Raw genomic sequence first — 14,332 nt, 5'->3', positions numbered from 1 at the left:
CGCGGCATGCAACGGCGTGATTTTCTCGGCGTGGCGGGTGCGGCGAGCGCGCTTGCGCTAGCGGGTTGCGAGGCACCGCTGACGCCCATCGACGGTGGCTTCACCGGCATCGACGTGGCACGCGGCCATGCCATGCGCGACGGCGCGCTCAAGAGCCAGGCGCCCATAACCATGAAGCGCACGCGTGTGGTCATTGCCGGAGGCGGAGTCGCAGGCCTTGCCGCCGCACGCGCATTGCGCCTTTCTGGCATCGAAGACTTCGCCCTGCTCGAACTCGAAGACACCCCCGGGGGCAACGCGCGCAGCGGCATCGTCAACGGCATTGCCTGCCCGCTTGGTGCGCACTACCTCCCTGTGCCAAACGACGACGCGCGCGAAGTGCAGGACCTGCTCGAAGAACTCGGCCTCCGCCGCCGCGTGTCGGGCCGCTGGGAATACGACGAGCGCCATCTTTGCCACAGCCCGCAGGAGCGCCTGTTCTTCCGTGGCGAGTGGCAAGACGGCCTCTTGCCCATGCATGACGTCGGCGAGAGCACGCATGCCCAGTACCGCAAGTTCGCGCAGCGAGTCGATGCGCTGCAGCATGCGGAGCATTTCGCCATTCCCACACTCAAGGTGGCGCTAACTCCCGAATTGCTCGCGCTCGACGCCCTTCCGTTCGAGCGCTGGCTCGACAGCGAAGGCTTCAGCGATGCGCAGCTGCGCTGGTACCTCGACTACTGCTGCCGCGACGACTACGGCGCAGGCATGGAGCAGGTCTCCGCATGGGCCGGCATTCACTACTTTGCAAGCCGGCACGGATTTCACGCGCCGGGTTCATCGGGCAGCGGTGCCGATTCGACTCCCGAACGCGACGGCGTGCTCACCTGGCCCGAAGGCAACGGCTGGCTCACCCAGCGCCTGGCCGCGCCGCTCGGCGACCGATTGCGCACTGGCCAGGTCGTCACGCGCATCGCCGAGCTGCGCGGCGGCGTCGAGGTCGATGCGTGGGATGCTGCGTCGAAATCGATGGTGCGCTGGCAGGCCGAGCGCTGCATCGTCGCGCTGCCGGTGTTCATTGCGGCGCGCGTGGTCGAGAACGCGCCCGCAGTGCTCGCGAACGCCGCCCGACATCTGCGCTACGCGCCGTGGCTGGTGGCCAACGTGCACCTGCGCGGGCCGCTTGCCGACCGTTCCGGCGCCGCGCCGAGCTGGGACAACGTGGTGTTCGGCACCCGCGGCCTGGGATATGTCGATGCGCGCCACCAGGACCTCGATCCCACGCCTCGCGGCACGGTCATCAGCTGGTACCGGCCGCTCGGCCCAAGCCGCTACGACGCCGCCGACGGCCGCCGTGTGCTGCTCGAGCGCCCGTGGACCGCGTGGCGCGACGAACTGCTCGCGGAACTGTCGGTGCCGCACCCCGACTTGCCTGCGCTGGCCACGCGCATCGAGATCACACGCTACGGCCACGCCATGGCCATTCCCACGCCGGGACTGCTGGCGCAGATGGGTGCGGCCAACGGTGGCCGCGTTGCCGCCGGCCGGCTCTCGTTCGCGCATGCGGACTGGTCGGGCTACTCGATCTTCGAGGAGGCCTTCACGCGAGGGCATGTCGCAGGCATGGGCGTCGCATGAAAATCCTGGTGCTCGGTGGCTACGGCAACTTCGGCGCGCGCATCTGCCGCGCACTGGCAACCGATGAAGATATCGAACTGATGATCGGCGGCCGAGACCTCCGGCGCGCCAGCAGTCTGGCGCAGTCTCTCGGCGGTTCGTCGCGTGGCGTGCGCATCGATGTCCAGGCCGGCGACCTTGTCGAATGCCTGCGCAGCCTGGGCGCCGGTCTCGTCATCCACACCGCGGGCCCGTTCCAGAATCAAGACTACCGCGTCCCGCACGCCGTGGCAGCATCCGGCGCGCACTACATCGACCTGGCCGATGGGCGGCGCTTCGTTTGCGACTTTCCCGCCGCACTTGACGCAGCCTTTCGCAGCGCAGGCCGCACTGCCATTGCTGGGGCCAGTACCGTGCCAGCGCTCTCTTCAGCCGTGGTGGACGATCTCACCGAAGGATGGCGCAGCATCTGGAGCATCGACACCTGCATTGCGCCGGCCCAAGGCGCGCCGCGCGGCGAGGCCACGCTCGCCGGCGTGCTCGCCTACTGCGGAGAGCCGGTCCAGGTCTGGCACCGCGGCGAATGGACCGGCCGGCCCGGCTGGGCCCACCCGACGACCGTGCGGTTCGCGCGCATGAAGCCGCGCCGCGGCGCCTTGTGCGACATCCCCGATCTCGAACTTTTTCCGGCGCGCTATGCCGGCGTCCAGTCGGTCATGTTCCGCGCGGCGCTCGAAGTGAGTCTTGCGCAGCATGCCTTCGCCTTCATGGCGTTCATGCGCCGCGTGGGCTTGCTGCGTGCGCCGCAAAAACTTGCGCCGCTGCTGCATTCCGCAGGCGGTGTGCTCGATGCGCTCGGCACGGCGCTGGGCGGCATGGTGGTGCGCGTCGAAGGCATGGATGCGCGTGGCGCCGCTGCGCGCCGCGCCTGGCACATCGCTGCCGACGGCAACCATGGCCCCGAGATTCCCTGCATGGCCGCCATCCTGCTGGCCCGGCGGCTCGCACGAGGCGATGCGTTGCCCATCGGCGCGCACGCCTGCGCCGGCCTGCTCACGCTCCCGGAGTTCGAGCCCGAGTTCGCGCGCTGGGGCATGGTGACCGATGTGATCGACGAAGGCGCGAGGGGCCATGGCACACCAGCGCCTTGAATTCGACATGCCGGCGCCGGCTGACGTGGTCTTCGACGCCTTCCACTATCACGTCTGGCGTGCGCGCTGGGATTCGCTGGTCGGCAACGCCCGCGTCGTGGGCGGCGCACCCTGTCCTTTCGTCGGCGCGGAAACCGAGAACACCGGCGGCGGATGGCTGCGCGGCCTGTCGATGCGCACGCGATTCGTCACTTTCGACCGGCCGCGTGTGGCGGCGGCTTCGATGATCGGCCGCTCCTTCCCCTTCAGCCGTTGGGCCGCGTCGATGCGTCACCGCGACACTCAACCGGGCCGGTCGGTGCTGATCTACGTCTACACCATAGAGGCGGGGCCGAAGGCGTTGCGCTGGCTGCTGGAGCCGGTGGTGGCGTGGGTCTTCGCGCGACAGACGCAGCGGCGTTTCGGCCGCATGCGCGACTTTCTGGCAGCGCATGCGACCGAGGTCGTCGAGTGGCAACGACTGCAGCACGGGAGGGACGCGGCATGACGACTGCATGTGAAGATGATCGCCTGCTGCGCTTCAGCCTCATCGCGGTGTGGCTGTTCACGGCCGCCGCCAGCATCGTGGAACTGAACGGACAGAGCCGACAGGTGCTGGCCGAGGCCGGCATCGCATCGCCGCCCTGGCTGGTTCAACTGCTGATCGTCGGCGGCGCAGCGGTGGATCTTGCCGTCGGCCTTGTGCTGTGGTTGCGGCCCGGGCGCGCCAGTTACCTTGCGGCCTTCGGCCTGCTGCTGGTCATGACCGCGGTGGCGACCTTCCTCCAGCCCGCCCTGTGGCTGCATCCGCTGGGCCCGCTGCTGAAGAACCTGCCGATTGCCGCCCTCCTCTGGCACTTGTGGCGGCGCACGACACCATGAACACCTACCTCGTCCTCAAGTGGCTACACATCATCTCCAGCGTCTTGATGGTCGGCACGGGGCTGGGATCGGCGTTCTACATGTTCTTTGCCAACCGCAGCGCCAGCGTGCCGGCGCAAGCAGTGGTGAGCCGCCTGGTGGTGCGGGCCGATTGGTGGTTCACCACGCCCACGGTCATCCTGCAGCCTGCCACCGGCCTCGCGCTGGCTCACATGGCGGGCTGGCCGCTGTCTACGCCGTGGCTTGCCGTGTCACTGCTCTTGTTTGCGTTTGCGGGTGTCTGCTGGCTGCCGGTGGTGTGGCTGCAGATCCGCATGGCGGCGATGGCCGGGCAGGCGCACCGCGATGCCGTGCCGCTGCCGCCGCGGTATGCCCGCTATCAACGCTATTGGGAACTGCTGGGATACCCGGCTTTCGTCGCCATGGTCGTCGTGTTCTGGCTGATGGTGAACAAGCCGCAACTTTCATTCTGAGATGAGAACTTTGTTTGAAGCAGGTTGTTCGGCGCGGTGGTTGATCGAGCGGAACAACGACAGCGCCCAGCGTGCGCAGGGCGCCGGGTGCTCCCCGCAGCGAAATAAAGGAGGAGGCGAAGCCGGGGGACATTCGCGGAGGGGAGTACCCGGTGGCCTGTGCACACGCCCTGAACAAGAGCAACCCAACGCACAACGCACCATCCATCACTGAAGTGGCCCCGGCGCGGGCCTGTGCAGTTTTCACGCAGACTTCACACACAGCGCCGTCTCTTCACAGATCGCCGGCAGACTGCCAGGCACCAACAAAAACATCGGGGGAGCTTCCATGCTTCAGGTTGCGAATCGAAAACTCGCGTCGCTCAGCGACGTGCTCTGCACCGGGCTGGGCCGTGCGCTCGGCTTTTTGCGTCCGCTCGCGCGCGGGCTCATCGGTTCCTGGCGACCCCCGGGCTGGCTGCGCATCGTGGGTGCGTTTCTTCTCTTCGGACTGCAGTGGCTGCAGCAACGGCTGGCCTGGCTGGTGGTGCTTGCATTGCTCGTGCTGGCCGGCTGGATGGCGAGCCCGCACATTCTTAAGTGGTGGCACGGCCTCACGCCCGACCGCGTCGAACCCGTGGTCGCCACCGCGCAGATCGTGCCGCCACCGCGCACGCAGATCGAGAACGACAAGGGACCGAACCCGCTCGTCATCAACTTCTCGGCCTCGGTCGCGCCGATTGCGCGCATCGGCCAAGAGGCCACCGGCATCACCATCGAACCCGCCATTGCCGGGCGCTGGACGTGGAGCAGCCAGAAGAAGCTGGAGTTCCTGCCCGCGCAGGACTGGCCGGTGGGCCAACCGTACAAGGTGCAGCTTGCGAACAGCGCGCTGGCGCCGCACATCGAGATGGCGCTGCGCAAGTATGAGTTCGCCTCGCCCGAGTTCAGCGCGCGCATCGCGGGTGCCGAGTTCTATCAGGACCCGGTGCAGGCCAACGTGCGCCGCGCCCTCTTCCGCGTGAGTTTCTCGCATCCCGTGAACACGGCCGAGTTCGAGAAGCGACTGGTGCTCACCTATGACCAGGCCTGCGGCACCTCGTTCTTCGGCGTGGGCAAATGCACGGGCGAGAAGTTCACGGTCAGCTACGACAAGCTGCGCCTCGCTGCCACCCTGCAGTCCGAGCCGCTGCCCATCCCCGAGAAGACGCGTCCCGTGGTGCTCAACCTTGCGGCCGGCGCGGTCGCACAGAAGGGCGGCCCCGGCCAGCGCAACGACGTCTCGCGCGCCGTCGACATCCCCGGACTCTTCAGCCTCGACATTGCAAGCGTCGAGCCCACCATCGTCACCGGCGAGAGCGGCGAGCCCGAGCATGTGATGCACATCACCGCCTCGATGCCGGTGCACGAGCGCGAGATGGCGCGCGTGGTGCAGGCCTGGCTGCTGCCCGCCACGGAAGAAGCCAAGGGCGATCCAGACGAGAAGTTCGACTGGTCCGCCGAGCCCTCGAAGATCACCGACGCCGTGCTGCGCCGCGCGAAGAAGCTCACGCTGCAGCCCATCGCGAGCGAGCGAGAAGTGACCGAGATGGTCAGCTTCCGCATGCCACAGGCCGAAGGCGGCCGCTACCTGCTGGTGCGCGTAGCCAAGGGCCTCAAGACGCCGGGCGGCTACCAGCTCGGCGCCGCGCGGCAAGAGGTGCAACTGCTCAAGACCTTCGCGCCCGAGCTCACCATCATGAGTCAGGGCTCGCTGCTCGCGTTGTCGGGCGAGCGCAAGCTGCCGATCCTGGTGCGCGACCTGCCGGGCATCCGCCTGGAAATCGGCCGCCTGCTGCCGCAGCAGCTGCAGCACCTGGTCACCCAGACCAATGGCGACTTCGCGCATCCGCAGTTCTACGGCGGCCTGCAGTCGGACAACCTCGTCGACCGCTTCCAGAAGGAGATTCCGCTCAGCATTCCCGCCGGCAAGGCGCACTACGAAACCGTCGACTTCGCCGAGTACCTGCGCAGCGACGTGGCGGACCGCCGCGGCGTGTTCCTGCTCAAGGTGCAGGGCTACGACCCCAAGGCCAAGAAGAAGGCCGAAGGCGATGCGGCGCAGGCCCAGCCGGAAGATGAACAACAGGAGCAATCGTCCGAAGGCGAGGGCGACCCCGAAAGCGGCAACCCCGAAGACAAGATTGACCAGCGCCTGGTGCTCGTCACCGACCTGGGCATCGTCGTCAAGAAGTCGCTCGACGGCACGCGCGACATTTTCGTGCAGAGCATCGCCAACGGCCAGCCCGTGGGCAGTGCGCTGGTCGAGGTGTGGGGCCGCAACGGCATGATCATCGCGTCGCAGGCGACCGGCGCCACCGGCGCCGCCAAGCTGCCCAACCTGGCCGGCTACCAGCGCGAGAAGGCACCCGTGGTGCTGGTGGTGCGCAAGGACGGCGACCTGAGCTTCCTGCCCTTCAACCGCAGCGACCGCACGCTCGACATCTCGCGCTTCGACGTGGGCGGCCTGCGTGCCGCCGGCGTGCCCAACCAGATGACGGCCTATGTGTTCAGCGACCGCGGCATCTACCGCCCGGGCGACACCATGCACATCGCCATGATGGTCAAGGCCGGCAACTGGGGCACGTCGCTGCGCGACCTGCCGCTCGAAGCCGAGATCATCGACGCGCGCGGCCTCAGCGTGCGCCGCGAAAAGCTCAAGCTCGGTCCCGGCGGCGCGGCGGAAATCGCCCACGCCACGCAGGACACCTCGCCTACCGGCAACTACACAGTCAACCTCTACCTGCCGCGCGAATCATCGCCCGGCAACCCCGAAGTGGAGGGCCTGCTCATCGGCAGCACCACGGTGAAGGTGCAGGAGTTCCTGCCCGACCGCACCAAGGTCGTCGCCAAGCTCAGCAGCGAACTCGCCGAGGGCTGGGTCAAGCCCAAGGACCTGAAGGCGCTGATCGATGTGCAGAACCTCTTCGGCACGCCCGCGCCCGATCGCAAGGTGGAGGGCACGCTCACGCTGAGCCCAGCCTTCCCGGTGTTCCGCGCGTTCGCCGACTACGCCTTCTTCGATCCGCAGCGCGCCACCGAGAAGCAGGTCGACGACCTGGGCAGCGTGCAGACCAGCACCGAGGGCAAGGCCGAGTTCGACCTGCGCCTCTCGCGCTTCGATGCCGCCACCTACCAGGTGCACGTGCTCGCCAAGGCTTTCGAGCCCGAGGGCGGGCGCAGCGTTTCGGCCGAGGCTCAGACGCTGGTGAGCGACATGCCCTACCTCGTGGGCGTGAAGGTCGACGGCGACACCAGCTACGTGAGCAAGGGCGCCGCGCGCAATGCCACCGTGATCGCGATCGATCCGCAGGCGAAGAAGACCGCCGTGGCCGACCTGAAGATCGAGCGTGTCGAGCGCAAGGTGCTGTCGGTGCTCGTCAAGCAGGACAGCGGCCTCTACCGCTACGAGTCGCGCAGGAAGGAAATCGTGCTCGACGAGAAGCCGCTGGCCATCGCCCCGGCCGGCAACACCGTTGTGCTGAACACTTCCACGCCCGGCAATTTCGCCTACGTGGTGCGCAACGCCGGCGGCCTGGAACTCAACCGCGTGGAGTACAGCGTGGCGGGCAACGCCAACGTCTCACGCTCGCTCGACCGCAATGCAGAACTGCAACTCACGCTCGACCGCAAGGACTACGAGCCGGGCCAGGAGATCGAGATCAGCATCCGCGCGCCCTACGTGGGCGCGGGCCTCATCACCATCGAGCGCGACAAGGTCTACGCCCACGCGTGGTTCAAGACCGACAAGACCGCTTCGGTGCAGAAGATCACGCTGCCCAAGGAGTTCGAAGGCACCGGCTACATCAACGTGCATTTCGTGCGCGATCCGGCCTCCGACGAGGTCTACATGAGCCCGCTGTCGTACGGCGTCGTGCCCTTTGCCACCAGCTTGGCCAAGCGCACCGCCAACCTGCAGCTCACCAGCAGCGAACTCGTCAAGCCCGGCCAGACCGTGAAGATGAAACTCACCAGCGACAAGCCCACGCGTGCCGTGCTGTTCGCGGTGGACGAAGGCATTCTGCAGGTGGCGCGCTACAAGACGCCCGATCCGCTCAAGCACTTCTTCCAGAAGCGCGCGCTCGAGGTCGGCACGCTGCAGACGCTTGACCTGATCCTGCCCGAGTTCAAGAAGCTCATGCAGGGCGCAGCACCCGGCGGTGACGGCGAAGGCGAACTCGGCAAGCACCTGAACCCGTTCAAGCGCAAGCGCGACAAGCCGGTGGCGTATTGGTCGGGGCTGGTCGACGTGAACGGCAGCCGCGAATTCAGCTACACCGTGCCCGAAAGCTTCAACGGCAGCCTGCGCGTGATGGCCGTGGCGGTGAACGACGAGACCACTGCCGCCAAGAGCACACGCACCGTGGTGCGCGGCGACATGGTGATCCTGCCTAACGCACCGCTCGCCATGGCGCCCGGCGACACGGTCGAAGTGGGCGTGGGCCTCGCCAACAACATCGTCGGTTCGGGCAAGGAGGCGCCCATCGCGCTCACGCTCACCACATCGGGCGGGCTCGAGGTGGTGGGCGACGCCACGCAGACGCTCAAGGTCAACGAGCGCGGTGAGGCCAGCACCAAGTTCAACGTGCGCGCCAAGCCGGGCGAGCAGGCGGTGCTGGGGTCTTCCGCGCTGGTGTTCACATCGACGCACAAGACCTTCAGCGCGCGCCTGTCGACCGAGGTGAGTGTGCGGCCCGCATCGCCGTTCGTCACGCTGGTGCAGGCCGGCAGCTTCCAGCGCGCGGGCGAGTTGAGCAGCAAGGCCGACCTTTACCCGAACTTCCGCAAGAGCGACGTAGCCGTGTCGGCCGCGCCTTGGGCCTTTGCGACCGGCCTCATGCAGTACCTGGAAGCCTATCCGCACGGCTGCACCGAGCAGATCACGAGCCAGACCTTCCCGGCCGTGCTGCTGTCCGGCCGGCCCGAACTGGTGAAGGAGATGGCACGCGGCCGCACCGCCGAGCAGGGCCCGATGCCCGAGGCCCGCAAGACCTTCGAACGCTACCTCGTGCAGCTGCGTGCACGGCAGACGGCCGATGGCGGCTTCTCGCTGTGGCCCGGCGCAGGCACCGATGCCTTCGCCACGCTCTACGCGGTGCATCTGCTGGTCGAAGCCAAGGACCACAAGCTGCCCGTGCCGCAAGACCTGCTGCAGAAGGCCAACACCTACCTGCAGGGCTGGCTCGGAAGCGGTGATGCCTCGCTCGACGGATGGCGCCAGCGCACGCAGGCGGCCTACCTGCTGACGCGACAGGGCATCATCGCTCCAGCCGCACTGGCCAACCTGCGCGAAGCCTGGCGCACCCAGCAGACGCGGCAGGCCCAAGGCTGGAGCGATGACCTCGGCGCCGTATACCTCGCCGCGAGCTACCAGCTCGTGAAGCAGGAGCAAGTCGCCAACGAACTGCTCAACCCCGTGTGGTCCGACCTGCTCGCGCGCACCGAGAAGAACACGCGCCGCAATGTCTGGGGCGCCTACTACGATCCGCTGGTGCACGACAGCATGACGCTGCACCTGGTGGCGCGGCACTTCCCGAGCCGCCTCAAGACGCTCAAGCCTGCGGTGTGGGAGGGCATGGGCGCGATGGTGCGCGACGGCTGGTACAACAGCCTGTCGTCGGCCTCGATGCTGCTTGCCGTCGATGCCTATTTCGAAGCGGTGGCGCAGAACGCCGAGGGCAAGCTCACGGCGCAGACCGTCAACGCGCAAGGCCAGGCCGCGGCGCTCGCGCTGGGCGCGGTGAACCCGATCACCCGCGCGGCGGTGCCCATGGGTACCGCGAAGCTCAAACTGTCGAACGACAGCGACTTCAACCTCTACTACAGCTGGGCCGAACAGGGTTTTGAACGCAACGTGCCGGCCACGCCGGTGAACCAGGGCCTCGAGATCTTCCATGAAGTGCTCGATGCCAAGGGCAACCCGGTCACCAAGGCCAAGCTCGGCGAAGACGTCACGGTGCGGGTGCGCGTGCGCAGCCTGGAGCGCGCGCAGCTGAACGACGTGGCGCTGGTCGACGTGCTGCCCGGCGGGCTGGAGCCGGTGCTGCAGGCCGTGGGCGACGACGAGGAAGCCAACGCCGACGCGCCGATCTGGAAGAAGCGCCTGGGCGGCAGCGGCTCGTGGAAGGTGCAGTACGCCGACATTCGCGAAGACCGGGTGGTGTTCTACGGCGGCGTCGGCAAGGACTTGCTCGAAGTGACCTACAAGGCGCGTGCCACCAACGTGGGCGACTTTGTGGTGCCGGCCGCGTATGGCGAAGCGATGTACGACCGGCGCGTGTACTCGCGCTCGGCCGGGGCGCGCTTCCAGGTGGTGGCCAATTGACCATGGCATTCCCCGCCCTGCTCCCTCTTCTCTTGTCCCCTCTCCCTCTGGGAGAGGGCTAGGGTGAGGGCTCGGCGCCACCATGACCACTGCGTTTGATTCATCGCCGCTGCCCTCACCCCAACCCTCTCCCGGAGGGAGAGGGAGTAACACGGGGAGAGGGAGGAAGACATTGGTCGCCTTCGTGGCTGTTGCCTTGCTGCTCGCGCTGCTGCGCTTCTGGCCCCACGCACCGCTGAGCGAAACCGTCGGCAGTTCGCGCGCCGTGTACGCACAAGGCGGCGAGCTGTTGCGCCTCACGCTCGCGCGCGACGAGCAATACCGCCTTTGGGTGCCGCTCGACCGCATCTCTCCAACGTTGATCGACGCAGTGCTGCTCTATGAAGACCGGCGCTTCTACGCGCACCCCGGCGTCAACCCCGCCGCGCTGGTGCGCAGCGCTTGGCGCATTGCGAGCGGCGAGCGGCGGCAGGGCGGCTCGACGCTCACGATGCAGCTCGCGCGGCGCGTGTACGGCATCGACAGCCGCACGGCCATGGGCAAGGGCGCGCAGATCGGCGCGGCGCTGTGGCTGGAGGCGCGCTTCAGCAAGCGCGAGATCCTCGAGGCGTACCTCAACACCGCCCCCTACGGCGGCAACATCGAAGGCGTGCAGGCCGCGAGCCTCATCTACTTTCGCAAGGACGCCGCCAAGCTCAGCCTGCCCGAAGCGCTGACGCTCGCGGTGATTCCGCAGAACCCCGTCAAGCGAATTGCCGAGCGCGGCCGCAATGCCGAACTGCAGTCGGCACGCGAGCGGCTCTGGGCGCTGTGGGCCGAGCGCGACCCGACCGCGAAGCAGCACGCGCCCGACGCGCAGCTCGCGCTGTCGGCGCAGTCGCGCGGCAGCTTGCCCTTTCTTGCACCGCACGCCACCGACATGCTGCTCGCGCAGGAGCGCGGCGTGCAGGAAATCCGGACCACCATCGACCTGCGCATGCAGGCCACGCTCGAACGCGTGATGGGCCAGTACCTGCGCACGCATGCCGACGTGGGCATGACCAACGCGAGCGCGCTGCTGCTCGACGCCTCGACGATGCAGGTGCGCGCCTTGATCGGCTCGGCCGATTGGCACAACGACGCCATCGCGGGCCAGGTCAATGGCACGCAGGCCAAGCGCTCGCCGGGCTCCACGCTCAAGCCCTTCATCTATGCGCTGGCGCTCGACCAGGGCCTCCTGCATCCGAAGACGATGCTGAAGGATGCGCCGACGTCCTTCGGGCCCTACACACCCGAGAATTTCGACCATCGATTCGCCGGCCCACTGCCCGCGCAGGAGGCGCTGATCCGCAGCCGCAACATCCCGGCGGTGGCCGTGGCCGCGAAGCTCTCGAAGCCGGGGCTCTACGACTTCATGCGGCTGGCGGGCGTTTCGAAGCTGCAGAGCGAATCGCACTACGGCCTGGCGCTGGTGCTGGGTGGTGGCGAGGTCACGCCGGAGGAACTCGCTGGCCTCTATGCGACGCTGGCCAACGGCGGCATCTCGCAGCCGCTGCGCTACACGCAGCCCGCGCCCGACGAGCGGCCGGCCCAGCCGCTGCGCCTGTTGAGCGAAGAGGCTTCGTTCATCACGCTCGACATGCTGCGCCACACGCCGCGGCCTGACACCACCCTGCCCGCGCGGCCGGCCATCGCATGGAAGACGGGCACCTCGTGGGGCTTCCGCGATGCATGGACCGCGGGCGTGTTCGGCCGGCATGTGCTCGTGGTGTGGGTCGGCAATTTCGACGGCACCAGCAACCCGGCGCTCGTCGGCGTGGATGCGGCTGCGCCGCTGTTCCTGCGCATGGTCGATGCGCTGCGCGCCGAGCGGCTCGATCCCGGCGAGGTCGCAACGCGGCAGCCTGCGGACTTGCGCCAAGTCGAGGTCTGCACCGCCACTGGCGGCCTGCCCGATGCGCTGTGCCCGGTACGCACCACCACATGGTTCATTGCTGGCAAATCGCCGATTCAGGTCAGCAACCTGCATCGCGCGGTGTGGGTCGACGAGACGACCGGCAAGGTGGTGTGCGGCCCGCAGCCTCACGCACGCCAGCAAGTGGTCGAGCAATGGGGCAGCGACATGCGCCGCCTGTTCCGGCAAGCCGGGCTGCCACGCGCGAGCCTGCCGGCCGACGGCTGCGAGAAAGGCAAGGCTTCTTCAGAGACGGCGCCGCTCATCACCTCGCCATTGCGCGGCGTCCGGCACACACTGCGGGTGAAGAAGCCCGAGCCGCTGGTGCTGCGCGCCGAAGCGGCTGCGGGCACGCAGACGATCTACTGGTTCGCGGACGATGCGCTGATCGGCCGCGCGGCGCCCGGCGAGGGCATCACCTGGATGCCCGACCTCGCGGAGACGGGCCGGCGCTACGTGCTGCGCGCGGTCGATGACCAGGGGCGCGCCGAATCGCGCGAGGTCACCGTCGACATCGCACCCTGACCCGGCTGCATGTCATGGCCGCGTCACGCGCAATCGGCATGGTCTCGCGTTTCGACTGAAACCTTTCTTCTTGCTCATGACGCGCTTCGCTTCTCTCTCCTTCATCGCCCTTGCCGCCGCGCTCGCCTGCGGCAACGCCGCCGCACAGACCGCCTTCCCCGCGACGCTCGCCGGCCACGCCGTGTTGCCCGCGCAGAGCTTCGTGGCCGCGCCGAAGGATGCGCCGGCCGACTTGCAGGCCAGCGGCAAGTTCACCTCGGGCAAGCGCGTGGAGGCGCTGGGTACGGTCGAAGGCCTTTCGGCCGGCCGCAGCACGGGTGTTTCGCTGCCCTTCAAGGGCCAGCCGCTGCAAGGCCACTCGGGCATCAAGAAGATGGACGACGGGTCGTTCTGGATCCTCACCGACAACGGCGCCGGCGCCAAGGCCAACTCGCCCGACTTCATGCTCTACCTGAACCACTACAAGGTGGACTTCAAGAGCGGCAAGTTCAACCATCTCGACACGGTCTTCCTGCACGATCCCGACAAGAAGGTGCCTTTTCGCATCGTTCACGAAGGCACGAAACAGCGCTATCTGACCGGCTCGGACTTCGACCCCGAGAGCTTCCAGTTCGCCGGCGGCGCGCTGTGGATCGGCGAGGAGTTCGGCCCCTTCCTGATCAAGGCTGACTTGAAGGGCAAGGTGCTCGCGGTGTTCGACACGCTGGTCGACGGCAAGGCCGTGCGCTCGCCCGACCATCCCGCAGTCACCACGCCGGGCGCGCCGGGCGGTGCGGTCGACTTCCAGGTCAAGCGCTCCAAGGGCTTCGAAGGAATGGCCTCGTCGAAGGACGGCAGCAAGCTCTACGCGCTGCTCGAAGGCCCGGTGTGGATCCCCGAGGCAAAAGACTACGAAAGGCTTGACGGCAAGGAAGCGCTGCGCGTGCTGGAGTTCGACGTGGCGTCTGAAAAATGGACTGGCCGCCATTGGAAATATCCGCTCGAAGCCAACGGCAACGCCATCGGCGACTTCAACATGATCGACGGCACCACCGGCCTCATCATCGAGCGCGACAACGGTGAAGGCACGAGCGACAAGGCCTGCCCCGAAGGCCAGAAGCGCGCCGACTGCTTCCACGACATCGCCAAATTCAAGCGCGTCTACAAGGTCGAGCTGAACGACGCCAACGTGGGCGGTGCGGTGCGCAAGATCGGCTACATCGATCTGCTCAACATTGCCGACCCGGCCAAGCTCGCGCGCAAGCCGCTCAATGACGGCGTGCTGAAGTTCCCGTTCTTCACCATCGAGAACGTTGACGTGGTGGATGCCACGCACATCGTGGTGGGCAACGACAACAACCTGCCGTTCTCCAGCAGCCGCGAGCCGAACAAGGCCGACGACAACGAACTGGTGCTGCTCGAAGTGGGCGCGCTGCTGCAGGCGAAGTAATAAAGCCGCTTCGATGCCATC

Annotated in this window: 8 protein-coding genes; all 8 read left to right on the top strand. The window is 67.5% G+C overall.

The window, feature by feature from the left end:
• Positions 1–6 precede the first annotated feature (6 nt).
• The 8 genes from J2X92_RS19875 (at position 7) to J2X92_RS19840 (ending at position 14,311) form a co-directional block, all read left to right on the top strand.
• A complete protein-coding gene (locus tag J2X92_RS19875; RefSeq protein ID WP_307577986.1) occupies positions 7–1,617 on the top strand; it encodes an FAD-dependent oxidoreductase in 1,611 nt (536 codons plus the stop codon).
• Entirely contained in the window at positions 1,614–2,747 is a 1,134-nt protein-coding gene (locus tag J2X92_RS19870) for a saccharopine dehydrogenase family protein (protein WP_307577984.1), read from the top strand. Before J2X92_RS19875 ends, J2X92_RS19870 begins: the two co-directional genes overlap by 4 nt.
• Complete coding sequence (locus J2X92_RS19865) at positions 2,728–3,234, top strand: SRPBCC family protein (RefSeq protein WP_307577982.1); 507 nt, start codon at positions 2,728–2,730, stop codon at positions 3,232–3,234. The genes J2X92_RS19870 and J2X92_RS19865 overlap by 20 nt, the downstream gene beginning before the upstream one ends.
• On the top strand, positions 3,231–3,608 hold the full coding sequence (locus J2X92_RS19860; protein WP_307577981.1) for a DoxX-like family protein: 378 nt from the start codon (positions 3,231–3,233) through the stop codon (positions 3,606–3,608). Before J2X92_RS19865 ends, J2X92_RS19860 begins: the two co-directional genes overlap by 4 nt.
• Positions 3,605–4,081 (top strand): DUF2269 family protein, encoded by a 477-nt coding sequence (locus tag J2X92_RS19855; RefSeq protein WP_307577979.1) that lies wholly within the window; start codon positions 3,605–3,607, stop codon positions 4,079–4,081. Before J2X92_RS19860 ends, J2X92_RS19855 begins: the two co-directional genes overlap by 4 nt.
• A gap of 328 nt (positions 4,082–4,409) precedes the next feature.
• A complete protein-coding gene (locus J2X92_RS19850; protein WP_307577977.1) occupies positions 4,410–10,424 on the top strand; it encodes an alpha-2-macroglobulin family protein in 6,015 nt (2,004 codons plus the stop codon).
• Positions 10,425–10,506: 82 nt separating this feature from the next.
• On the top strand, positions 10,507–12,882 hold the full coding sequence (gene pbpC / locus J2X92_RS19845) for a penicillin-binding protein 1C (RefSeq protein ID WP_373424864.1): 2,376 nt from the start codon (positions 10,507–10,509) through the stop codon (positions 12,880–12,882).
• 76 nt (positions 12,883–12,958) lie between these two features.
• A complete protein-coding gene (locus tag J2X92_RS19840) occupies positions 12,959–14,311 on the top strand; it encodes an esterase-like activity of phytase family protein (RefSeq protein WP_307577975.1) in 1,353 nt (450 codons plus the stop codon).
• Positions 14,312–14,332: the final 21 nt, after the last annotated feature.

The sequence above is a fragment of the Variovorax paradoxus genome, from assembly GCF_030811855.1.
GTDB lineage: Bacteria > Pseudomonadota > Gammaproteobacteria > Burkholderiales > Burkholderiaceae_C > Variovorax > Variovorax paradoxus_L.
The sequence above is the reverse complement of the archived record's forward strand: the minus strand, read 5'-3'. Positions and strand labels throughout refer to the sequence as shown.